Annotated in this window: 18 protein-coding genes and 1 pseudogene; 9 read left to right on the top strand and 10 right to left on the bottom strand. The window is 70.6% G+C overall.

Going from position 1 to position 22,049, the window contains the following annotated elements:
• Positions 1 to 99 precede the first annotated feature (99 nt).
• The 4 genes from ACFU3E_RS19480 to ACFU3E_RS19465 all read left to right on the top strand — a co-directional run bounded on the left by ACFU3E_RS19480 (position 100) and on the right by ACFU3E_RS19465 (position 3,538).
• Positions 100 to 261 (top strand): hypothetical protein, encoded by a 162-nt coding sequence (locus ACFU3E_RS19480; protein ID WP_384159353.1) that lies wholly within the window; start codon positions 100 to 102, stop codon positions 259 to 261.
• Between the two features lie 250 nt (positions 262 to 511).
• On the top strand, positions 512 to 1,459 hold the full coding sequence (locus ACFU3E_RS19475; protein WP_384159350.1) for a hypothetical protein: 948 nt from the start codon (positions 512 to 514) through the stop codon (positions 1,457 to 1,459).
• A gap of 130 nt (positions 1,460 to 1,589) precedes the next feature.
• Complete coding sequence (locus ACFU3E_RS19470; protein WP_384159347.1) at positions 1,590 to 2,633, top strand: LacI family DNA-binding transcriptional regulator; 1,044 nt, start codon at positions 1,590 to 1,592, stop codon at positions 2,631 to 2,633.
• On the top strand, positions 2,630 to 3,538 hold the full coding sequence (locus tag ACFU3E_RS19465) for a carbohydrate kinase (RefSeq protein WP_384159344.1): 909 nt from the start codon (positions 2,630 to 2,632) through the stop codon (positions 3,536 to 3,538). The genes ACFU3E_RS19470 and ACFU3E_RS19465 overlap by 4 nt, the downstream gene beginning before the upstream one ends.
• A gap of 164 nt (positions 3,539 to 3,702) precedes the next feature.
• On the opposite strand, the gene uvrA is transcribed toward ACFU3E_RS19465, so the two are convergent.
• A complete protein-coding gene (gene uvrA / locus ACFU3E_RS19460) occupies positions 3,703 to 6,729 on the bottom strand; it encodes an excinuclease ABC subunit UvrA (protein WP_384159341.1) in 3,027 nt (1,008 codons plus the stop codon).
• Positions 6,730 to 6,951: 222 nt separating this feature from the next.
• Between uvrA and ACFU3E_RS19455 the strand changes: the two genes are divergently transcribed.
• A complete protein-coding gene (locus ACFU3E_RS19455; protein ID WP_384159338.1) occupies positions 6,952 to 7,641 on the top strand; it encodes a maleylpyruvate isomerase family mycothiol-dependent enzyme in 690 nt (229 codons plus the stop codon).
• Positions 7,642 to 7,695: 54 nt separating this feature from the next.
• Positions 7,696 to 8,349: an MBL fold metallo-hydrolase gene (locus tag ACFU3E_RS19450; RefSeq protein ID WP_384159335.1), complete on the top strand. Its 654-nt coding sequence runs from the start codon at positions 7,696 to 7,698 to the stop codon at positions 8,347 to 8,349.
• A 198-nt stretch (positions 8,350 to 8,547) separates the two neighbouring features.
• Here ACFU3E_RS19450 and ACFU3E_RS19445 read toward each other — a convergent pair whose 3' ends face one another.
• From ACFU3E_RS19445 to ACFU3E_RS19430, 4 genes are all read right to left on the bottom strand, one after another.
• Positions 8,548 to 8,793: a hypothetical protein gene (locus ACFU3E_RS19445; RefSeq protein WP_030967227.1), complete on the bottom strand. Its 246-nt coding sequence runs from the start codon at positions 8,791 to 8,793 to the stop codon at positions 8,548 to 8,550.
• A 188-nt stretch (positions 8,794 to 8,981) separates the two neighbouring features.
• Positions 8,982 to 9,677, bottom strand: coding sequence for a DMT family transporter (locus tag ACFU3E_RS19440; protein WP_384159332.1), 696 nt, complete (start codon positions 9,675 to 9,677; stop codon positions 8,982 to 8,984).
• A 384-nt stretch (positions 9,678 to 10,061) separates the two neighbouring features.
• Positions 10,062 to 11,018 (bottom strand): CU044_5270 family protein, encoded by a 957-nt coding sequence (locus ACFU3E_RS19435; protein WP_384159330.1) that lies wholly within the window; start codon positions 11,016 to 11,018, stop codon positions 10,062 to 10,064.
• Complete coding sequence (locus tag ACFU3E_RS19430; RefSeq protein ID WP_384159326.1) at positions 11,011 to 11,604, bottom strand: RNA polymerase sigma factor; 594 nt, start codon at positions 11,602 to 11,604, stop codon at positions 11,011 to 11,013. Before ACFU3E_RS19430 ends, ACFU3E_RS19435 begins: the two co-directional genes overlap by 8 nt.
• A gap of 362 nt (positions 11,605 to 11,966) precedes the next feature.
• On the opposite strand from ACFU3E_RS19430, the pseudogene ACFU3E_RS19425 reads away from it, so the two are divergent.
• Positions 11,967 to 12,170: pseudogene (locus tag ACFU3E_RS19425) on the top strand (MBL fold metallo-hydrolase); the annotation flags it as partial.
• A 307-nt stretch (positions 12,171 to 12,477) separates the two neighbouring features.
• On the opposite strand, the gene aroQ reads toward ACFU3E_RS19425, so the two are convergent.
• Positions 12,478 to 12,951: a type II 3-dehydroquinate dehydratase gene (gene aroQ / locus ACFU3E_RS19420; RefSeq protein ID WP_384159323.1), complete on the bottom strand. Its 474-nt coding sequence runs from the start codon at positions 12,949 to 12,951 to the stop codon at positions 12,478 to 12,480.
• Positions 12,952 to 13,172: 221 nt separating this feature from the next.
• Here aroQ and ACFU3E_RS19415 point away from each other — a divergent pair, with 221 nt between their 5' ends.
• Together ACFU3E_RS19415 and ACFU3E_RS19410 are read left to right on the top strand one after the other, a co-directional pair.
• Complete coding sequence (locus ACFU3E_RS19415) at positions 13,173 to 14,228, top strand: S66 peptidase family protein (RefSeq protein ID WP_384159320.1); 1,056 nt, start codon at positions 13,173 to 13,175, stop codon at positions 14,226 to 14,228.
• Positions 14,229 to 14,322: 94 nt separating this feature from the next.
• Positions 14,323 to 15,597 (top strand): MFS transporter, encoded by a 1,275-nt coding sequence (locus ACFU3E_RS19410; RefSeq protein ID WP_384159317.1) that lies wholly within the window; start codon positions 14,323 to 14,325, stop codon positions 15,595 to 15,597.
• Positions 15,598 to 15,849: 252 nt separating this feature from the next.
• On the opposite strand, the gene ACFU3E_RS19405 is transcribed toward ACFU3E_RS19410, so the two are convergent.
• The 4 genes from ACFU3E_RS19405 to uvrB all read right to left on the bottom strand — a co-directional run bounded on the left by ACFU3E_RS19405 (position 15,850) and on the right by uvrB (position 22,025).
• A complete protein-coding gene (locus ACFU3E_RS19405; protein ID WP_384159314.1) occupies positions 15,850 to 16,851 on the bottom strand; it encodes a TerC/Alx family metal homeostasis membrane protein in 1,002 nt (333 codons plus the stop codon).
• A 222-nt stretch (positions 16,852 to 17,073) separates the two neighbouring features.
• Positions 17,074 to 19,092 carry a TerD family protein gene (locus tag ACFU3E_RS19400; RefSeq protein ID WP_384159311.1) on the bottom strand — a complete coding sequence of 673 codons (2,019 nt, stop codon included), beginning with the start codon at positions 19,090 to 19,092 and terminating at the stop codon, positions 17,074 to 17,076.
• Positions 19,093 to 19,169: 77 nt separating this feature from the next.
• The gene (locus ACFU3E_RS19395; protein ID WP_384159308.1) at positions 19,170 to 19,748 is read right to left on the bottom strand and encodes a TerD family protein; all 579 of its coding nucleotides are present in this window, start codon (positions 19,746 to 19,748) and stop codon (positions 19,170 to 19,172) included.
• 138 nt (positions 19,749 to 19,886) lie between these two features.
• Positions 19,887 to 22,025: an excinuclease ABC subunit UvrB gene (gene uvrB, locus ACFU3E_RS19390; protein WP_384159306.1), complete on the bottom strand. Its 2,139-nt coding sequence runs from the start codon at positions 22,023 to 22,025 to the stop codon at positions 19,887 to 19,889.
• Positions 22,026 to 22,049 lie beyond the last annotated feature (24 nt).

Here is a 22,049-nt window from a genome sequence, read left to right as displayed (position 1 = left end):
CCGGCGGACGGAGTCCGTCCCGGTGCAGGCACAGGTTGTCGGTGCGGACCGTCGTTCCCGGTGCGGAGCGGGCGGGCCACGGGTCGGAAGGCTGCGCACATGAAGCAGATGCGGATCGAGAAAACCCGGCGGGCGGCCCGTGCCCGCCGGTACACGGACGAGCCGTTGGCGCTGCGCGACGCCCTGGACCCCCGCGATCCGGACATCGCCCGGGCCAAGCGCCTGGCCCTCCGGGAACAGGGCGGAAGCGACCACTCCTAGAGGCACATGGCACTGCGAACGCCCGGGGCGCACGCCCCGGGCGTTCGCATGTGCGGACAGAGCCGGCGGGGAGCACGTACGTCACTGTCCGGCATCAGGTGTTGTCGGGACCAGGTCAACACGCTGTAATGCGGGGGAACTCGGGGCCCTGAACGACGGCGTACGGATGTGAAGACCTGCCCTGCGCCGGTGGGACGGCCCTGCGCGAACGGTCTGACCAGCCGTTGCCGACTCAGAGAGAGGCCCCTGCATGCCGCACGCCCCACAGCACGCGGACGTCGCCAGCCCGGAACTGGACTCGGCCTTGCGTGGCGGCCCCTTCCACGTCGCCCTGAGGGCCGCGATCGCCGCCCGCGGGCTGCCCCTGCAGCGCGTGCAGCACCATCTGTCCCGCCACGGTGTGAAGGTCGGCGTCACGAGCCTGAGTTACTGGCAGCAGGGGGCCCGGCGTCCGCAGCGCCCCGAGTCGCTGCGGGCCGTACGCGCGCTGGAGGAGATCCTGGAACTTCCCGAGGAGTCGCTGATCCGGCTGCTCGCCGAGTCCGGGGACGGATCGTCCGGGATACGGTCCGCCGCCCGCTCGTACCGCTCCCTCGTCGAGGCCTCCGGGGTCCTGGACCAGTTGCTGGCCGAGCTGGGCTGCGCGCCGGACGGGGGCCTGCACACCCTCGGCCACCACGAGCGGCTGCGGATCGGGGCGCGGCGCGAGCTGGCCGAGCGCGAGTCGCACCACATCGTGCGCGCCCACCGGGACGGCATCGACCGCTTCGTGGCCGTCCACCACGGCGACCGGGGAGCCACGCCCGAGCGCATGCGGGTGCACGCCCTGGAGAACTGCCGTACCGGACGCGTCCGTTGGCACCGCGACACGGGAGTGCTCGCGGCCGAGCTGCTCTTCGACACCCGGCTGCGGGCCGGGGACACCTTCCTGTTCCGCTACGGCGTCGAGGACGGCACGGCGGGCGTGTCGCGCGAGTACGTCAGCGGCTTCGACTCGGCCGGCGGCCAGTACGCCCTCCAGGTGTGTTTCGACGCGGCGGCCCTGCCGGTGCGCTGCCACCGCTTCGCCCAGCACTCGGCGGCGGCTCCGCGCAGCGGGTGCCAGGACCTGGCGCTGAGCGGCCGGCACCGGTCGGTGCATCTGGTCGAGCCGCGGGTGCGGGCGGGGTTCCTGGGGATCGGCTGGGACTGGGAGTAGAGGCTCGTCAAGGCAGCAGCCCGCCGATGCTGCGGCTCAAGGTGACGTAAACGTTTGCGCAAGCGTTTACGTCGCATGGTCGGATGCGATACGTTCCCCGCCTGGACCTGACAGAGGAGGCGGGAGCGGCATGGCGACCATGTCCGACGTCGCGCGGAGCGCCGGTGTCTCCGTGGCGACGGTCTCGCATGTGCTGAACGGCACCCGGCCGGTACTGCCGCACACCCGCCGGGCGGTCCTGGACGCCGTGGAGGAGCTCGGCTACACCACGAACACACTGGCCCGTTCCCTGGTGACGGCCCGCACCCGGTCCATCGGACTGGCGGTGTCGGCGATCAGCAACCCGTACTTCACGGAGATCCTCCAGGGTGTCGAGGCCGCCGCGCTGGAGGCCGGCTACAGCCTGCTGATCGCCGACCCGCACGACGACCCGGAGCACGAGCGCAAGGTCGTCCAGCTGCTGCACGAGCGCCGGGTGGACGGCATGATCGTCGCGCCCTCCGCCGATCCGCGCGGGCTGCTCGCCTACCTGGGGCGGCACGACGTACCGGCCGTGTTCCTGGACCGGCTGGTGGACGCGCCCGGTGAGGACGGCGGCCCGCGCTTCGACCAGGTGTGCGCAGACAACGCCGAACCGACGTCCGGGCTGGTCACCCATCTCGCCGGGCTCGGTCACCGGCGGATCGGGCTGGTGGCGGGGCGGCCGGGGCTCAGCACCACGAGCGAGCGGATCACCGGCTACCGCAGCGGTCTCGCGTTCGCGGGGCTGCCGTACGACGAGCGGCTGCTGGTGCACGGCGACTCGGAGTCTGCCGGTGCCGAGCAGGCCACCGCGGCCCTGCTGTCCCTGGGCGTGCCGCCCACCGCGCTGGTCACCGGCAACAACGCCATGACCATCGGGGTGCTGCGTGCCCTGAGCGCGCACGGCCTGTCCGTGCCGGGCGACATCGCGCTGTGCTGCTTCGACGACTTCGCCTGGGCGGATCTGTTCTCGCCCCGGCTCACCGCGATCGCGCAGCCCGGCAAGGAGATCGGCGCCCGGGCCGTCCGCGTGCTCCTGGATCGTCTCGACGAGCCGGACCGGCCCGCCCGGACCGTGCGGCTCCCCTGCACCTTCGTCCACCGCACGTCGTGCGGCTGCTCCGATCTGTTCGAGAAGGGAACCCCGTCGTGATCGTCGTCGCCGGTGAGGCACTGATCGACCTGGTACCGCAGGGCACGGGTGCCCTGGCGGCGCTGCGGCCCGCGCTCGGCGGCGGCCCGTACAACACGGCCGTGGCGCTGGGCCGGCTCGGCTCCCCCGCCTCCTTCTGCTCCCGGGTGTCGTCCGACGCCTTCGGAGAGGCCCTGCTGGACCGGCTGCGCGAGACCGGCGTCGACGTGTCCTCGGTGCAGCGGGGCACCGAGCCGACGACGCTGGCCGTCGCCACGGTCGGCGCGGACGGCTCGGCGGCGTATTCCTTCTACGTCGACGGGACGGCGGACCGGCTGTTCAAGGCGCCTTCCGCGCTGCCGTCCGGCACCCGCGCGGTGTCCTTCGGCACCTGCTCCCTGGTGCTGGAGCCGGGGGCGAGCGCGTACGAGGAGCTGATGCGCCGGGCGGCCGCGCAGGGCGTGTTCACCGCGCTGGACCCGAACATCAGGGCCGGTCTGATTCCGGACGCGGACGCCTACCGGGCACGGTTCGAGAACTGGCTGCCGGCGGTGTCACTGCTGAAGCTGTCCGAGGAGGACGCCGAGTGGCTCGGGGGCACGCCCCAGGAGTGGCTGGCGGCCGGTCCGGCGGCGGTCGTGATCACCCGGGGCGGCGACGGGCTGACCGCCTTCACCGCCGACGGCGGCGAGTACGCGGTGCCGGGCGAACGCGTGGAGGTCGTGGACACGATCGGCGCGGGCGACACGGTCAACGCGGCCCTGCTGCACGGGCTCGCGGTACGTGACGCCCTCAGCGCCCGGGCGCTGGACGGACTGGGCCCCGACGGATGGACGGAGCTGCTGGGCTTCGCGGCCCGCGCGGCGGCTGTCACCTGCTCGCGGGCCGGGGCGGAACCGCCGTACGCGCACGAACTGGAGGGCTGACGGAGGCAGGAGTGCCCGGTGTGGCGTCGAGGGTGCTCAGCCGGCCTCCCCGTCGCGACCGCCCGCAGCGCGCCGGGGGGCAGGAGAACGCCTGCCTCGCACACCGAACGCGCCGTGCCCCACAGGAGGTTTCCTGTGGGGCACGGCGCGTTCGGCGAGGGGCCTCAGCCCTTGACGGTCCGGGTCGCCTTCTTCGCGGCGGCCTTGGTGGTCTTGGCCGCCGTCTTCTTGGCGGCCGTGCTGTCGACCGTCTTGGTGGCGGTCTTGCGGGCCGATGCCGTCTTGGCCGCGACCGTCTTGCGGGCCGTCGTCTTGCGCGGCGCCTTCACCGGGGAGGCGTCGCTGACGCGGTCGGCGCCGAGGACCTCCCGCAGGAACTTGCCGGTGTGGCTGGCCGGGACACCGGCCACCTGCTCGGGCGTGCCCTCGGCGACGACCAGACCGCCGCCGGCGCCGCCTTCGGGGCCCATGTCGACGATCCAGTCGGCGGTCTTGATCACGTCGAGGTTGTGCTCGATGACGATGACCGTGTTGCCCTTGTCCACCAGTCCGGACAGGACCGTCAGCAGCTTGCTGATGTCCTCGAAGTGCAGACCGGTGGTCGGCTCGTCCAGGACGTAGACCGTGCGGCCGGTGGAACGGCGCTGGAGCTCGCTGGCGAGCTTGACGCGCTGGGCCTCACCGCCGGACAGGGTGGTCGCGGACTGGCCGAGCCGGACGTAGCCGAGGCCGACGTCCTTCAGGGTCTTCATGTGGCGGGAGATCGCGGGGACGGCCTCGAAGAACTCCGTGGCCTCCTCGATCGGCATGTTCAGGACGTCGGCGATGGACTTGCCCTTGTAGTGGACCTCAAGGGTCTCCCGGTTGTACCGGGCGCCGTGGCAGACCTCGCACGGGACGTAGACGTCCGGGAGGAAGTTCATCTCGATCTTGATGGTGCCGTCGCCCGCGCAGTTCTCGCAGCGGCCGCCCTTGACGTTGAAGGAGAAGCGGCCGGGCAGGTAGCCGCGGACCTTCGCCTCGGTGGTCTCGGCGAACAGCTTGCGGACGTGGTCGAAGACGCCGGTGTAGGTGGCCGGGTTGGAGCGCGGGGTGCGGCCGATGGGCGACTGGTCCACGTGCACGACCTTGTCGACGAGGTCGTCGCCGTCCACGCGCGTGTGCCGCCCGGGCACGCTCCGCGCGCCGTTCAGCTCGCGGGCCAGGTGCGTGTACAGGATGTCGTTGACCAGGGTCGACTTGCCGGAGCCGGAGACGCCGGTGACGGCGGTGAACACGCCCAGGGGGAACGAGACGTCGATGTCCTGGAGGTTGTTCTCCCGGGCGCCGTGCACCGTGAGCTGCCGGGACGGGTCCAGCGGGCGCCGGATGCCGGGCAGCGGGATGGCCTTCTTCCCGGACAGGTACTGCCCGGTCTGCGACTCGGCGTTGGCGAGGAGCTCCTTCAGTGAGCCGCTGTGCACGACCTTGCCGCCGTGCTCACCGGCGCCGGGGCCGATGTCGACGATCCAGTCGGCGGTCTTGATGGTGTCCTCGTCGTGCTCGACGACGATGAGCGTGTTGCCCATGTCGCGCAGCCGGACCAGGGTCTCGATCAGCCGGTGGTTGTCGCGCTGGTGCAGACCGATGGACGGCTCGTCGAGGACGTACAGGACGCCGACGAGGCCGGAGCCGATCTGGGTGGCCAGGCGGATGCGCTGGGCCTCGCCGCCGGAGAGGGTGCCGGCCGCGCGGTTGAGCGAGAGGTAGTCCAGGCCGACGTCGACCAGGAACCGCAGCCGTTCGTTGACCTCCTTCAGCACCCGCTCGGCGATCTTCTTGTCGCGGGCCGTCAGCTTCAGTTCGCCCAGGAAGTCCGCGCAGTCGCTGATGGACATCGCGGAAACCTCCGCGATGGACCTGCCCATGACCGTGACCGCGAGGACGACCGGCTTCAGACGCGTGCCTTCACAGGTCGGGCAGGGCACCTCGCGCATGTAGCCCTCGAAGCGCTCACGGCTGGAGTCGCTCTCGGCCTCGCTGTGCCGGCGCTTGACGAACGGGACGGCGCCCTCGAAGGCCGTGGTGTAGCGGCGCTCACGCCCGTAGCGGTTGCGGTAGCGGACCTCGACCTGGGTCTTGTGGCCGTGGAGCAGGGCCTTCTTGGCGCGCTGCGGCAGTCCGGCGAAGGGGATGTCCGTACGGAAGCCCAGCGCGTCGGCGAGGGCGCCGATCAGGCGGCCGAAGTAGTCCTTGGTGTGGCCGTGCGACCAAGGGTGGATGGCACCCTCGTCGAGGCTCTTGTCCGGGTCCGGGACGATCAGCTCCGGGTCGACCTCCATGCGCGTGCCGATGCCGGTGCAGTCCGGGCAGGCGCCGAAGGGCGAGTTGAAGGAGAAGGAGCGGGGCTCGAGCTCCTCGAAGGACAGGTCGTCGTACGCGCAGTACAGGTGCTCCGAGTACATGCGCTCGCGCTCGGGGTCGTCCTCGGGGAGGTCGACGAAGTCGAGCACGACCATGCCGCCGGACAGGCCGAGGGCGGTCTCGACGGAGTCGGTGAGGCGGCGCTTCGCGGAGTCCTTCACCGTGAGACGGTCGACGACCACCTCGATGGTGTGCTTCTCCTGCTTCTTCAGCGTGGGCGGGTTCGACAGCTGGATCGTCTCGCCGTCCACCCGCGCGCGGGAGTAGCCCTTGGTCTGGAGGTCGGCGAAGAGATCGACGAACTCGCCCTTGCGCTCACGCACCAGCGGCGACAGCACCTGGAAGCGGCTGCCCTCGGGCAGCTCCAGGACCTTGTCGACGATGGCCTGCGGCGACTGGCGGGAGATCGGACGCCCGCACTCGGGGCAGTGCGGCTTGCCGATGCGCGCGAAGAGCAGCCGCAGGTAGTCGTAGACCTCGGTGATCGTGCCGACCGTGGAGCGCGGGTTGCGCGAGGTCGACTTCTGGTCGATGGAGACCGCCGGGGAGAGGCCCTCGATGAAGTCGACGTCCGGCTTGTCCATCTGGCCGAGGAACTGCCGGGCGTACGAGGAGAGCGACTCGACGTAGCGCCGCTGGCCCTCGGCGAAGATGGTGTCGAAGGCCAGCGAGGACTTGCCCGACCCCGACAGGCCCGTGAAGACGATGAGCGAGTCGCGCGGGAGGTCGAGCGAGACGTTCTTGAGGTTGTGCTCGCGCGCTCCACGAACGATGAGACGGTCGGCCACGCCGGTCCGCACCTTTCTTGAGAGAAGTGACAGGGGCGGGGCCCCCGTCTTTCTCAGACTAGGGGGAGCCACTGACAACGCCGGTCGGATTCACGGGTTGCCAACAAACCCCGGCTCTCCAGCATGCCCGACGCCACGTCCGACCATATAGCACGTGCTTTCGATTTACGGCACTGCTTCACCACCTTCACCCGAAGGAGTGGCAGAGCTAGGGTCAGCACCATGATTGATCACGCTCATGACCTGGCGTCTGTACGTGACGCGACGGAACGGCTGCTGACCGCAGTCGGCACACTGGACAACGCCTCTGTGACGGAGCCGTCACGGCTGCCCGGCTGGAGCCGCGGCCATGTCCTGGCCCACCTCGCCCGCAACGCGGACGCCCTGGTGAACGTGCTCGAGGGGCGCCCCATGTACGTCTCCGGGGAAACCCGGGACGCGGACATCGAGCGCGACGCGCCGCGCGCCCTCGACGACCAGCTCGCCGACCTGCGCGAGAGCGCGGCCCGCTTCCAGGAGACCGGGGAGGCTCCGGCGGACTGGTCGCGCACGGTGGAGCTGCGCAACGGGGTCACGGACTCCGCATCCCGGGTGCCGTTCCGGCGGTGGGCCGAGGTGGAGCTGCATCACGTGGACCTGGGGATCGGATACGAGCTGGAGGACCTTCCGGCGGCCTTCACCGAGCGGGAGATCGACTTCCTCGCCGACCGGTTCACCGGGCACCCGGACGTACCGTCCGCACGCCTCACGGACGGCACCCGCGCGTGGACGACGGGACGGGACGCGCAGGGCGGACCGGGGGTGACCGTCACGGGCTCCCCGGCGGACCTGCTGGGCTGGCTGGCCGGCCGCCGCACGGGGGCCGCACTGACGGTGGACGGGGGGCCTCTTCCCGCGCTGCCCCCGCTGTAGTGCCGCGTCCCGGCTGCAGGACCGCTGCCGCTCCCCCGCTATAGGCTGGCGGACATGACGTACAGCGGAGAGGTGACGGTCGGCGGACCGGCCGATGTGCACGAGCTCAAGGACCTGATGATCACCAAGATCGCGGTGGGTCCGATGAACAACAACGCCTATCTGCTGCGCTGCCGGGCCACGGACGAGCAGTTGCTGATCGACGCCGCGAACGAGGCGGACACGCTGCTCGGCATGATCGGTGACGACGGCATCGCGTCCGTCGTCACGACCCACCGGCACGGCGACCACTGGCAGGCGCTCGCCGAGGTCGTGGCGGCCACCGGCGCCCGCACCTACGCGGGCCGGGAGGACGCCGACGGCATTCCCGTACGGACCGACGTGCTGGTCGACGACGGCGACACCGTCCGGGTGGGGCGCGTGGAACTCACCGCGCGCCACCTGGTCGGGCACACGCCCGGTTCGATCGCCCTCGTCTACGACGACCCGCACGGGCACCCCCATGTGTTCACCGGGGACTGTCTCTTCCCGGGCGGTCCTGGTCGGACAACACGTCCGGAAGAGTTCAACTCCCTGATGGACGGCCTGGAAACCAAGCTGTTCGACGTCCTGCCCGACGAGACGTGGATCTACCCCGGCCACGGCGACGACACCACCCTCGGCACGGAGCGGCCCCACCTTGCGGAGTGGCGCGCAAGAGGCTGGTAACCGTCCAACGACGACCGCCCCCGTTTCGAACCGAAGAGGGGGCGGTCGCGCGTTCAGGCCCGTTCGGCGCTCGATGAGCGCCATGCTCCACGGACGGTTGCGTCCAGAGCTCCGGCTCCGGGTCTGCCGGCGGGTGCACAGATGGATGGCCCCCGCTTGGTCACCAAGACCGGGCGGGGGGCCATCCGCATGTCCGGCTCACAGATCCGCGGTGTCCCGCACGTCAATCTCGCACTCCAGATCGGGAATAACATCGAGCTGCTTCTTCACCGCCTCACGGACATCGCCGGTCAGCGAGACCGATACGCCGGCGGGGACGTCAGGAGCGTCCGATCGGTTGACAGAGGCTACGATCGCATCCGGATCCACATCCTCCAGCGCGTGGAGAACGTCGTCGACACGGTCGTTCCGCACAGTCGTTGAGACGTAGGTACGGATAGTCATGGTTGCCTCCCTGGTGGTAGCCCCGCTCTTCCGGCCCGCCGCCCGCCGTCCTCGTCGGGCGGGTACGAACACGGGCGGAAGCCATGCCGCCAGCCTCACCCCGGCAGAGGCAGAGCGCATCCGCACCGGTTTGCGCGATCACGAGAAGCCGCTGGCCCATCGCCCGCCCTGTGCATGGCACTTCGACGTCAGTCCCCGACCCGTATGGCCGGAGGCCACGTGCGCTGGCCGTGGTCAGCACTCGGCGCCCTTCGGGAAGCCTCTCGGCCGAACCGCTCGTCGGCGGCGCGGAACAGCACGGCGAGCGGCAGAAGAACCCTGCCGGTGAGAACGATCGCGTTGAGCCGGTCGCCGAAGACCAGGCTGCCGACGACCGCCGCGGTGAGCGGTTCCACCAAGGCGACGACGGAGGCCGTGGTCGCCCGTAAGACGCAGAGGCCGAACAACGGGTACGCCAGCGCCGTCGGCACGGCCCCCAGGTAGAGGATCAGGCCCGCGGTCCATGCCGGACGCTCCATGTCGGGCAGGAGGCCTTCCAGCAGAGCCGTCGGCAGAAGGCACACCGTGCCCACCGCGAAGCCGGTCACCGTGGACTCGAACGCGCCACCCGCGTTCTCTCGGCCGGCGAAGCGGCCCAGCAACGTCACGCCCGCGTAGCCGGCGGCGGAGAGCAGCGCGTATCCGATACCCAGGAGGGGAGCGGGGCCGGTGCTCCCGTCCGCACCCCCCATCAGCAGCACCAGACCGGCGACGCCGCTCGCCACCGCGACGGTTCCGGCGGCGCCGCTGCGCTCGCCCAGTGTGAGCCGGGCTCCGATGGTGACCAGTACCGGACCCGAGCCCAGGGTCACCGCTGTGGCCACGGTCAGCCTGGCCTGCTGCACGCAGGCGAAGTGGCCGTCGGGGACGCTTCCGTCTCAATTCAGCACCAACCGAGACCTGGAGCGGATCCCAGCGCCGTGGCCCGCCGCCCATGAACGCGGGGGAACGCCCCCCATACACCCACCAACACAGCGGCCCGTCCACGGCGGGCCGCACGCGCTGGTGACCATGGGCCGCCGCTCCATGACGGCGCGTTGGACAAAGACCAGAACAACGAGCAGGTGTCTGACTGCCGCCAGAGTTTCAGCCCGGTCAGCGAGCTCGCGATGGCGGAGCGGGCCGGGCCAGGCGGCCCCTCCACCTCTGCGCAGCGGCTGTGCCGCTCGGCGCCGCCGGGTCGGCCCGCGCAAGGCTCACGAGCACTGGGCCACTGCCGCCCGGTCGGTTCAGGGCTTCTCACCGTCACGGTCGACGAGGGACTGGGTCATCTTCATCTCGCAGAATGTGACCTCGCCCTTCTTGTACGAGCGCCCGGCCGACGAGCCGTCCTCATACTTCTCCTCGTAGTCGCGCACCGCGACCGACTGGGTTCCCTGGTACTGGAAGGTGTCGGGGTCGAGGAGGTACTCCCGGCGCTGAACGGCCTTGCTGCCCAGGTCCGGGTATATGGCGATGGCGTCATGCCCCATGGGGTCCTTCACCAGGTGCGGCACCACCTCGATTCGGGGGTCCGCGGCGAGGGCCCGGTACAGCTTGGCCATCCCCTGCGGATGCACGGGATAGGCCTCGTCGAGGGTCGCCAGGAGCGCGAAGGTCTCGACCTGCTCACGCGTCAAGCCGGTGTCCTTGCCCATGGGGAACAGGTCCGCCGCCTGCTTCCGGATCTCGGCGGGATCGTCCGGCAGCGAGGCGAGCAGACGATACAGCCGCCGCTGCGAGGGCTCGGTGTCGCCGTCCTTGTCGTCCTCCCTCACGGGGCTGTCGTACTGGACCCACTCCTCGCTCACCTCGGGCTTGGCATCGGGCGCCGCGTCCGACGCTCCGGATCGGCACTGCGCGGTCTTCAGGTAGACCCACTGGCCGTCTCGCGGATGCAGATCCGGCTGCTGCGACACCACTTCCGCCGCCTGCCCCAGGAGTGCCGTCGCGGACGTCAGGTCGGGGCCGGCAGGCTGCACGCCGCGCTCGGGTCCACCGCCACCGACGAGCATGGCCACCATCACCGCGATGGTGATCACTGTCGCGGCACCTCCCGCAGCCGTCACGCGCCAATCCAGCCGCATCCTGCGGGCAGAGCCCTGCTGCGCTGCTCCCAGCAGCTTCTGGCGGCCGGGAACCAACCGCGCCCGGTCCGGCGTCGGCGCATCGGCGCGCCACTCGTGCAGCTTGGTCATGTCATCCATGGGTTACCGCCTCGTTGTGGTCGCTTACGAGGGTGGGGTCGGCGCCGAGCGCCTTCCGCATCTTGCGCCGCGCCCGGTTCAACCGGGAGCGGACCGTGCCGACCGGCACCCCGAGGGCGTCGGCACACTCCTGGTAGGTGAGGTCCGCCCAGGCGACCAGCAGCAGCACATGCCGGTCCTTCCCGGGCAAGGCCGCGATCGCCCCGGCCAGCGCCTGCTGCGAGGCCTCGGCCGTCACCCGCTCGTCGGCCCGTTCCGACCAGGACTCGGCCACCGGGTCGACGCCGGTACGGGCCAGCGCCCGCAGCGCCCGCACCTCGGAGCGGCGGTGGCTGCCGATGAGGTTGCCCGCGATGCCGTAGAGCCACGGCCGGGCACTGGCGCGCGCGACGTCGTAGCGGGCGCGGTTGCGGAAGGCGATGAGGAAGGTCTGCGCCGTGATGTCGTCGGCGTGGCTGTCGCCCAGCCGGCGCATCACATACCAGTGGATCTCGGCGGCGTGTCTGTCGTAAAGCCTGGCGAATATCTCCGGCCGCTCCAGGGATTCCTGGATGACCAGCGCGTCTTCGGTGGGTGGCTCCCCCACGAGGCCCTCGCTTCTTCGTGCAGTAGGAGTGGATTGCATTCCACCCCCTGTTGTCCGAAGCGGCCAGGAGGGTTCACGCACAGGTGTTGAAACCGCTCGCACGGAGATGCGGCAGCTCGTGTGCCCGGACAGCCCACGAGCTGTCGTCACCAGAATCCGTGACAGCAGCACTCCACTCCGGAGGCTTAAGACATGGTCATGCTCAGGAGCACTCACCCAGGCGCCAACACCAGGCCCTACCGGGAGAGTCGGGCACTCTAGTCGGAGACACGACAGCTGTGCAGGTTCGATTCGGCAACCTTCCAGGGCGACGCCGAGTTCGGTTCCGTGACCTTCCAGGGCGCTGGTTCGACAGCGCGACCTTCTCCGGCGACATCGGGTTCCCCGGCGGTGTGGGCAACACCCACAAGGATCCGAAGGCGTTCGCCAGGCTCATCCACGACGTCGAGACCAAGATCTTCGGTGCCCTCCCGGACGAGACCTGGGTCTACCCCGGGCACGGCGACGACACGAGCCTGGGCGCGGAACGCCCGCACCTGCCGGAGTGGCACGCACGCGGGTGGTGACGCACGCACGGGGATGGTGACGCTTGCACGCGGGTGGTGACGCCACGCGGGGGGTGAGTGGCTGCGCGGGGGCGCATACGCAGTGGGTGGTGAGCCGCCCACGCGCCCCGTGTGAATCGTTCGCACACGCCGGTGCCGCACGTGCGCTCCCCTCGAACCTCGTTGCGCAGTCAACTGGTGCCAGCCCCGCGCAGGATGACGGCTCCTGGGCGGATGGGCCGCCGGCCTGTCGATCCCCGCCCTCGGCCGGCGGCCCCGGCACCCGCCGGCACGGCGGCGTGCGAGGTTCGTTCACAGCACTGCAGGCTCACGCGTCCGCCGTGCCCACCCCCGCCAGGGCCGCGACGCGCTCCACACCGAACACGTACCCCTGCACGCCGCAGCCCGCGATGACGCCGTCGGCGCGCAGCGAGACATAGGAGTGGTGCCGGAACGACTCGCGCTGGTGGATGTTGGAGATGTGGACCTCCAGCACCGGGAGGCCGTCACAGGTGTTGAGGGCGTCAAGGATGGCGATCGAGGTGTGCGAGTAGGCACCGGGGTTGATCACGATGCCGCAGTGGTTCAGCCGCGCCTCGTGGATCCAGTCGACCAGTTCGCCCTCGTGGTTGGACTGGCGGAAGTCGACCGTGCCGCCGTGCGCCGCAGCCGCCTTGGCGCACAGGGCCTCGACGTCGGCGAGGGTGTCGGAGCCGTAGATCTCCGGCTGGCGTCGGCCGAGCAGGTTCAGGTTGGGGCCGTTGAGGATCATGATCGGGGCGTGGGCCAGGGTGCGGGGCACGGTTCCTCCGGTCCGTTGAGGGTCGGGCGGTCGGGCGGCCCGTGGGGACCGCTGCTCACAGCCGGTCTATCACGGTGCGCGGCGGCCCTGCCCCGGCGCGCGAGCCGAACCTCCCCCAGTGCGCACAGCGGCCCTGCCCCGGTGCGTGAGCGAACCTCCCCAGTGCGCGCGGCCGGTTTATCACGGTGCGCCGGCAGCACGCCGGGCCTTAGCCTCCCGGCATGACGAGCCTGACCAGCCCGACGTGTCCGCCCAAGCCGTCCCCCGGTGACCGCATAGCCGTCGTCTCGCCCTCCTCCGGCCTGCCGGGGCTCTTCCCGCTCCCTTACGAGCTGGGCCTGGATCGGCTGCGCGAGGAGTACGGGCTGGAGCCGGTCGAGTATCCGGCGACCCGCACGATGGGCGCGACCCCCCAGGAGCGGGCCGCCGACATCCACGCCGCTTTCGCCGACCCGGAGATCAAGGCCGTCATCGCGTCGATCGGCGGCGACGACCAGATCACCGTGCTGCCTTACCTGGACCGGGAGTTGGTCCGGGCGAACCCGAAGCCGTTCTTCGGGATGAGCGACAACACGAACCTGCTCGCCTTCCTGCGCACCTGCGGCGTCGTCGGCTTCCACGGCGGGAGCGTGATGTGCGAACTGGGCCGCCCCGGGGCCATGCATCCGCAGACCGCCGAGTCCCTGCGCGCGGCCCTGTTCACCACGGGACCGTACGAGTTGAGGCCCGCCGAGCGGTGGCGCGACATCGACCGGGACTGGGCGGACCCGGCGACCTTCGACGCGGAACCCGAGACCCGGCCCGGCACCGGCTGGACCTGGGTGAACCCCGACCGGGCCGTCGAGGGCCGCAGTTGGGGCGGCTGCCTGGAAGTCCTCGCCTGGCTGCTGATGGCTGACCGGGAGATCGCGCGCGACCCCTCCGAGTACGACGGCGGTGTGCTGCTCCTGGAGACCTCGGAGGGCATGCCGAGCGCCACGGAGGTCTTCCACACCCTGCGCAGCATGGGCGAGCGCGGGCTGCTGAGCCGCTTCCCGGCCCTGCTCATGGGCCGGCCGAAGACATGGTCCCTGGAACGGCCCAACGCCCCTGCGCAAGCCACCCGTTACGCGGCCGACCAGCGGGAGGCCGTCCTGCGCGCCATGCGGGCCTACGCCCCCGAGGCCACGATCGTCTTCGACGTGGACTTCGGGCACACCGATCCGCAACTGGTGATCCCGTACGGCGGCACCGTGCGCGTGGACGGACCCGCCCGGCGCATCACGGTCATGTACTGAGGGCCTCCAAGCCCTCCACGCGCCCCCGTAACCGACGGTCACGGTGGGTAGTTGAGGCGGCATGCACGACGTACGCACCGTGAGAACACCCTCCATGCCGCGCCTCGCGGCCGCCTCCCTGGCGGGCACGGCCATCGAGTTCTACGACTTCTTCGTCTACGGCACAGCGGCGGCCCTCATCCTGGGGCCGCTGTTCTTTCCGACCTTCTCCCCGGTGGCCGGGACACTGGCCGCGTTCGCCACCTTCGGTGTGGGCTTCGTGGCCCGGCCGCTCGGGTCGGTGCTGTTCGGGCACATCGGCGACCGGCGGGGGCGGCGGCCGGTCCTCGTCGCCTCCCTGCTGCTGACCGGAGCCTCCACGGTCGCGGTCGGCTGCGTGCCGACGTACGACACGATCGGTGTGGCCGCTCCCCTGCTGCTCCTGGTGCTGCGCTTCCTCCAGGGGCTGGGGCTCGGCGGGGAGTGGGGCGGGGCGGTGCTGCTGGCCGTGGAGCACGCGCCTGCCGAACGACGCGCCCTGTGGTCGAGCTTCCCGCAGGTCGGGCCCGCACTGGGGTTCCTGCTCGCCAACGGTGTGGTGCTGGGGCTGTCCTCGACGCTGACCGAGGCGCAGTTCGCCGCGTGGGGGTGGCGGGTGCCGTTCTGGGCGGCGGGGGTGCTGGCCGTCGTGGGGTTGTGGCTGCGGTCGTCGCTCGCCGAGAGCCCCAGCTTCCTCGGGATCGACGACCACGCGCGCGTGCCGCTCGCCGAGGTCGTCCGCGACCACTGGCGGCTCCTCCTGCTGACCGGCGGGGGACTCGCGATCGGCTACGCGATCTTCTACGCGGTGACGACCTGGTCCCTCGCCTATGGGACGGAGCGGCTCGGGGTGAGCCGCAGCGTCATGCTGACCTGCATCATGGGCGCGGTGCTCGTGAAGGGCGCTCTCACTCCGCTGGTGGCGCTGCTCGGTGACCGCTACGGCCGGCGGCCGCTGTGTCTGGCCGGTTGTGCGGCCGCCGCTCTGTGGATGTTCCCGATGGTCGCGCTCCTCGCCACCGGGGCGCCGCTGCCGATGTTCCTCGGTTTCCTCGGGGCGATGCTCGCGTTCATCACGATGTTCGCCGTGATCGCCGCGTATCTGCCGGAGCTGTACGAGCCGCGGGTGCGCTGCACCGGCGCCGCCGTCGGCTACAACCTCGGCGGGGTGGCCGGTGGCGCGCTCACACCGATCGTGGCGACGGCCCTGGCCGAGCAGAGCGGGCGGGTGCCCTGGGGCGTGGCCGCGTATCTGACGGCGATCGCGCTGGTCAGCCTCGGGTGCTTCGCGTTGCTGCCGGAGACGCGTCCGGTGCGGGCGGATGCGGCTGTGGAGGCCGCTGCGGGGTGAGCCGGGGGTGCTGTGGGTGGGACCGCCCGTCCGGTCGGCGTTGTGCCGCCCCGCCTCCTCGAGGACCTGCTGCATCTCCTCAAGGCGCTTGGTCTCGAAGTCGATGATCTGCACGAACTTCACGGCGTCTCGAGCCGGCCACGGCGCCCCCGGGCCGGGGAACGCGCTCAGGAAACAAGCAAGCACCGGGACCGGTGGTCGGCAATTCGCCGAGCACCGGTCCCGGTGATGGTTGTTCCACGTCCGACGTGGTCAGACGTCGATGCTGTCCTTCGGAGCGCCTTCGGTCTTCCCCTGCGTCACCTCGGCCGCCGCCTGCTTCCTGGAAGCGCGCAGGCTGGTGATCGTGGTGACGATCAGGACGGAGCAGATCACGCCGAGCGAGACCGGAATGCTGATCTCGGGGACGTGCACCCCGGACTCGTGCAGCGCGTGCAGCACCAGCTTGACGCCGATGAAGCCGAGGATGATCGACAGGCCGTAGCTGAGGTGGACCAGCTTCCTCAGCAGGCCGCCGATGAGGAAGTACAGCTGACGCAGCCCCATCAGGGCGAACGCGTTGGCCGTGAAGACGATGTACGGGTCCTGGGTCAGGCCGAAGATCGCGGGGATGGAGTCGAGGGCGAAGAGCACGTCGGTGGTGCCGATGGCCAGCATCACGACCAGCATCGGGGTCATGACCCGCTTGCCGTTCTCCTCGATCCACAGCTTGGTGCCGTGGTACCGGTCCGCCACGCCGAAGCGGCGCTCGGCGGCCTTGAGGAGCTTGTTCTCCTCCCAGTCCTCGTCCTCTTCGTCCGCCCGGGCCTCCTTGATGAGCTTCCAGGCGGTCCAGATGAGGAAGGCCCCGAAGATGTAGAACACCCACGCGAAGCTGGCGAGGATCGCCGCACCGGCGGCGATGAAGATGGCCCGCAGGACCAGGGCGATGAGGACACCGATCAGCAGCACACGCTGCTGATACTGCGACGGCACCGCGAACTTCGCCATGATCAGGACGAAGACGAAGAGGTTGTCGACGCTGAGGGACTTCTCGGTGATGAAGCCGGCGAAGAACTCACCGGCGGGACGGCCGCCGGCGAACAGGAGCAGCCCGAGCCCGAAGAGCACGGCCAGCACGATCCAGACGATCGTCCAGATCCCGGCTTCCTTGATCGACACGTCGTGCGGCTTGCGGCCGATGAAGAAGTCGACCGCGATCAGGGCGGCGAGACCCACGATCGTCAGGACCCATAGGGTCACGGAAACATCCACTGCGCCTCCGGCAGTCGTAACGGCAATGTCAGCGTCGTCGCTGCCGGAGGTCTCTTCCACCCAAGGATGGGCCGACGCCCCGGGATCTGGCCTGATCCGTATTGACGGGTACGCCGCAGCAGACAGGGAGTACTCCCCTCCGTGCCGTCGACAGTACCCCAATCCCCAAGAAAAGGTAAAGTGCTTGGTAAAAGAAAGGCCAAAATCCCTGGTCAGAGGGCTTTACGTGTACTTGGTGCGGGCGGTGGCCACCTGGGTGAGCACCTGATGGAGGACCTGGCTGCCGGGCGGCACGGACGACGGCTCGTATGTCCAGGCATGACCGACCCACGGGTCGGCGAGGTGATCGTCGGCCACCGGTGTCAGTCGCAGCAGCGAACGCCACAGCGGGTCGAGCAAGGGCCCGTATCCGGAGGACTCCTCCCGGTCGGCCACCATCATCAGGTGGACGCCGAAGGCGGGACCCTCGTCGGCGAGGTACCGCAGCTGGTTCACGGCCCGGTCGTCGAAACCGTGCGGGAAGTCGTTGACGATCAGGAGCTGCTGGGAGGTGTCGAAGCCGGGCGGGAGGGAGTCGGCGGCGCCGCCCCGGACCGCCATCTGCACCAGGTCGACCCGCTGGGTGAGCCGGCCCAGCACGTCCGCCACCCCGGCGGCGCCGCGCGCGGGCGGGGCCGCGAGCACACCGGTCTGCACGAGGGGCGCCAGCGGCTGCGCTCCCGACCCGGCCGGGTCGACGACGTGGACGGTGAACTCACCCCCCGGGTAGACCGCGAGCAGCCGGGCCGCGAGCGCGACCGCCGTCTCCATGGCGAGACGGCTCATGGCGTGGGAGTCGGTGAACGAACCGTCGGACGATCCGGCCGGTCCGCTGTCGATCCACAACCCGCGCTCCAGCGGCAGCCGGACCAGCATCGGGATGCGGATCCGGTCGGCCTCGGGGAGGTGGAGGTCGCCCAGGCGCAGAGCCATGGGGATCTCCATCGGCACCCGGTAGGCGTGCCACACCGGGTTGTCCCAGCGGGCGTACGCGGGCGGCAGCGCCGGTTCGACGACGTCGGCCTCCGCCGCGAGCTGGGTGAGGTCACGGTCGAGGGCCTCCCGGGCCTGGGCGACGAGCTGGGCGTGCCGGGCCCGGGCCGCCTCTCGGGCGGCGTCGCCCTGCCCGCCGATCCGGCTGCGCGGGTCGGAGAGGACCTGCTCCAGCTCCTTGTCCATGCGTGACTCGGCGAAGTCGACAGCGCTGCGGTAGGCGGCGGTGGTGCGGGCCAGGTCCTCGAACATGCCCCACACCTGGTTGTAGAGCCGCTCCTCCATGGACCAGCCGGTCGCGTCGCCCGCGACGGGCTGTGCGGGCTGCCCGGGCGCGGACGGCGGCGCGGACGGCGGGGGCGGGGGCGGAGCGGCGTTCTGGCGGCGGGGGTGGCTGTAGTCGATCGGGCCGCCGGTCGCGGGCGCGGACGGCTGGTTGACGGCGCTCGGGTCCGGCGTGGAGGGGGGATACGACGGCTGCTGCGGGGCGGGCTGCCCGGGACCGCCCGGCGTCTGACCGCCGTAAGGGGACATCGGTGGGACGGGTCCGGGCTGGGGCGCGGTGCCGCCCTGGTCCGGGCCGAGGGCGGGAGCCGCCGCCTGCCGGGAGCGGTCGCCGTCCGCCGTGCGCGGCGGGGGCGCCTGTACCGAGCGGGCCAGCCCCTGGGTCACCGCGTCGTCGATGCTGCCGGCGAGCCGGTGGGCCTGCGGCAGGTCCTGGTCGGTGAGGAGTTCGGCGAGGCCCCCCGCGTACCCCTGGCCGACGGCGCGCACCTTCCAAGCGCCCTGCCGGCGGTAGAGCTCCAGGGCGATGACGGCCGACTCGGCCTCCAGACCGGTGATGGTGTAGCTGGCGACCTCGCCGCCGTCGAGGCCGGTGACGGCGACGAAGGGGGCGGCCACCGCGCCGAAACGGGCCGGGCCCGTCCCCCCGGCGGGCAGGGCGAGCAGCACGCTCACACGGTGGACGGCCTCCGGCACGGCGTCCAGGTCCACCGCGAGGCGATGGTCGGCGGCGGCCTGCCGGGAGACCTCGAGACCCGGCTGGGTGGGAGCGCCCGGGTGGGCCACCCACTCCGCCCCGTGGATCCGGCCGTTCTCGTCGCCGAGCGCGGCCACGGCCACGATCGGTGTACCGGCCGAGATCCGGATCTCGAGACGGGACTGGGAGAGCGGGTGGTTCTGCCCCCGCACCAGCTCGGCCGTCATCGCCTTCGTCCCCCTGTGTCATTGTGTGGAGTCGAGTACAGCCCGCCGGGCCAGCCGGTCAGGGGGCCCGGGTGCTCTCAGAGCACCGGCAGGATGGTCGGCATCAGGTCCTGGAAGGTACGGCCGTTGGCCGGGTTGCCCAGGGCCGTCATCGCCCAGCCCTGGCCCGAGCGGTGGACCTTGGCCATGATCTGGGCCGTGTACTGGCCGCCGCCGGCGAGCGTGTAGCGGGCGAGCTCCTGGCCGTTGGTCTCGTCGACCAGGCGGCAGAACGCGTTCTGCACCTCCTGGAAGGTCTGCCCCGTGAAGGAGTTCACGGTGAAGACGATCTGGTCGATGTGGACCGGGATGCGCGCGAGGTCGACGAGGATCGCCTCGTCGTCGCCGCCCTGGCCGACACCGCCGACGAGGTTGTCACCGGTGTGGCGCACCGAGCCGTCGTCGCTCACCAGGTGGCGGAAGAAGACGACGTCGACCGGCTGCTTGTCCGCGAACAGGACGGCGGAGGCGTCGAGGTCGATCTCTCGCGTGCGCGAGCCGAACAGGCCGCGCCGGGGAGCCGCCTGCCAGCCGAGACCCATGCGCACCGCAGTCAGGCTGCCACCGTCGTTCTTCTGCAGACTGATGGCCTGACCCTTGGTCATGTTGACGGTCACGCGCTGATTCCCCTCTCGAACGTCCCCTGTTGCCGCGTAGTCGCGGTTGACCAGAACCCTACGCAGGGGCACTGACAGTGACGTACCCCGGTCCGCACTTTGTGTCGGTCTTGCAACACTGCGCGTACGCGCACGCTGTCACGCCAGACCCGCCTCCTTCATCTGGCGCAGCTCCTTCTTCATCTCGGAGACCTCGTCGCGCAGCCGGGCCGCGATCTCGAACTGGAGCTCCGCGGCGGCGGCCCGCATGCGCGCGGTCAGCTCCTCGATCTGCCCGGCCAGTTCGGCCGCGGGACGGTCGGTCGGCACCGTCTCCTTGGCCTTACCCTTGGTGGACCTGTCCGTACCGGCGGCCTTGCCGAGGGAGGGCACGGGCGCCTTGGTGCCACCGCCGTCCTTCTTCGCCTTGCGATAGCCGGAGCCGAGCAGCTGCTCGGTGTCGATGTCCTCGCGGGCGATCTGGGCGACGATGTCGTTGATCTTCTTGCGGAGCGGCTGGGGGTCGATGCCCCGCTCCGTGTTGTACGCGATCTGCTTCTCGCGGCGCCGGTTGGTCTCGTCGATGGCCTTCTCCATCGCCGGGGTGATCTTGTCGGCGTACATGTGGACCTGGCCGGACACGTTGCGCGCGGCGCGGCCGATGGTCTGGATCAGCGAGGTGCCGGAGCGCAGGAAGCCCTCCTTGTCGGCGTCCAGGATCGCCACCAGGGACACCTCGGGCAGGTCGAGACCCTCACGCAGGAGGTTGATGCCGACCAGCACGTCGTACTCACCCGCGCGCAGTTCACGCAGCAGTTCGACACGGCGCAGGGTGTCCACGTCGCTGTGCAGATAGCGCACCTGGATGCCCAGCTCCAGGAAGTAGTCCGTGAGGTCCTCGGCCATCTTCTTGGTGAGCGTGGTGACCAGGACGCGCTCGTCCTTCTCGGTGCGCTGCCGGATCTCGTGCACCAGGTCGTCGATCTGACCCTCGGTGGGCTTCACGACGACCTCCGGGTCGACGAGGCCCGTGGGGCGGATGATCTGTTCGACGAAGCCGTCCGAGCGGGACATCTCGTAGTTGCCCGGAGTGGCCGACAGGTAGACCGTCTGGCCGATGCGCTCCTGGAACTCCTCCCACTTCAGGGGGCGGTTGTCCAGGGCCGAGGGCAGCCGGAAGCCGTGGTCGACGAGGGTGCGCTTGCGGGAGGCGTCGCCCTCGTACATGGCGCCGATCTGCGGGACGGTGACGTGCGACTCGTCGATGACGAGGAGGAAATCGTCCGGGAAGTAGTCCAGCAGGGTGTTCGGCGGGGAGCCGGGCGAGCGGCCGTCGAAGTGCATCGAGTAGTTCTCGACGCCGGAGCAGCTGCCGATCTGGCGGAGCATCTCGATGTCGTACGTGGTCCGCATGCGCAGGCGCTGGGCCTCCAGCAGCTTGCCCTGCTTCTCCAGCTCCGTCAGTCGTTCGGCCAGCTCCTTCTCGATGTCGTTGACGGCCCGCTCCAAGCGCTCGGGTCCCGCGACGTAGTGGGAGGCCGGGAAGACGTAGAGGTGCTCGTCGTCACTGATGATCTCGCCGGTGACCGGGTGCAGGGTGGAGAGAGCCTCGATCTCGTCGCCGAACATCTCGATGCGGACGGCCAGCTCCTCGTAGACCGGGAAGATCTCGATGGTGTCGCCGCGGACGCGGAAGGTGCCGCGGGTGAAGGCCATGTCGTTGCGCGTGTACTGGATGTCCACGAAGCGGCGCAGCATCTCGTCGCGGTCGATCTCCTCGCCGACGCGGAGGGGGACCATGCGGTCCACGTACTCCTGCGGGGTGCCGAGGCCGTAGATGCAGGAGACCGAGGCGACCACGACGACGTCGCGGCGGGTGAGCAGCGAGTTGGTCGCGGAGTGGCGCAGGCGCTCGACCTCCTCGTTGATCGAGGAGTCCTTCTCGATGTAGGTGTCCGACTGAGGGACGTACGCCTCGGGCTGGTAGTAGTCGTAGTACGAGACGAAGTACTCGACGGCGTTGTTCGGGAGCAGCTCGCGGAACTCGTTCGCCAGCTGGGCGGCCAGCGTCTTGTTCGGCGCCATCACGAGCGTGGGGCGCTGGAGCTTCTCGATCATCCACGCGGTGGTGGCGGACTTGCCGGTGCCGGTCGCGCCGAGCAGCACGACGTCCTTCTCACCCGCCTCGATGCGCCGGGCGAGGTCGGCGATGGCCGTCGGCTGGTCGCCGTTCGGCTGGTAGGGGCTGACGACCTCGAAGGGCGCCACCGTGCGTTCGATCTTTGAAACGGGCCGCATGGGATCCACCGTACGACCCCGCAC

It is taken from the genome of Streptomyces sp. NPDC057424 (assembly GCF_042803315.1).
Classification (GTDB): domain Bacteria; phylum Actinomycetota; class Actinomycetes; order Streptomycetales; family Streptomycetaceae; genus Streptomyces.
This window is presented reverse-complemented; position numbering and strand designations above follow the sequence as displayed.

Bases quoted from the DNA above. Each gene is read 5' to 3' on its own strand.
- ACFU3E_RS19435 (WP_384159330.1), bottom strand. From the start codon at position 11,018: ATGGATGACATGACCAAGCTGCACGAGTGGCGCGCCGATGCGCCGACG.
- ACFU3E_RS19475 (WP_384159350.1), top strand. From the start codon at position 512: ATGCCGCACGCCCCACAGCACGCGGACGTCGCCAGCCCGGAACTGGAC.
- ACFU3E_RS19455 (WP_384159338.1), top strand. From the start codon at position 6,952: ATGATTGATCACGCTCATGACCTGGCGTCTGTACGTGACGCGACGGAA.
- ACFU3E_RS19410 (WP_384159317.1), top strand. From the start codon at position 14,323: ATGCCGCGCCTCGCGGCCGCCTCCCTGGCGGGCACGGCCATCGAGTTC.
- ACFU3E_RS19445 (WP_030967227.1), bottom strand. From the start codon at position 8,793: ATGACTATCCGTACCTACGTCTCAACGACTGTGCGGAACGACCGTGTC.
- uvrB (WP_384159306.1), bottom strand. From the start codon at position 22,025: ATGCGGCCCGTTTCAAAGATCGAACGCACGGTGGCGCCCTTCGAGGTC.
- ACFU3E_RS19480 (WP_384159353.1), top strand. From the start codon at position 100: ATGAAGCAGATGCGGATCGAGAAAACCCGGCGGGCGGCCCGTGCCCGC.
- ACFU3E_RS19450 (WP_384159335.1), top strand. From the start codon at position 7,696: ATGACGTACAGCGGAGAGGTGACGGTCGGCGGACCGGCCGATGTGCAC.
- ACFU3E_RS19415 (WP_384159320.1), top strand. From the start codon at position 13,173: ATGACGAGCCTGACCAGCCCGACGTGTCCGCCCAAGCCGTCCCCCGGT.
- ACFU3E_RS19400 (WP_384159311.1), bottom strand. From the start codon at position 19,092: ATGACGGCCGAGCTGGTGCGGGGGCAGAACCACCCGCTCTCCCAGTCC.
- ACFU3E_RS19470 (WP_384159347.1), top strand. From the start codon at position 1,590: ATGGCGACCATGTCCGACGTCGCGCGGAGCGCCGGTGTCTCCGTGGCG.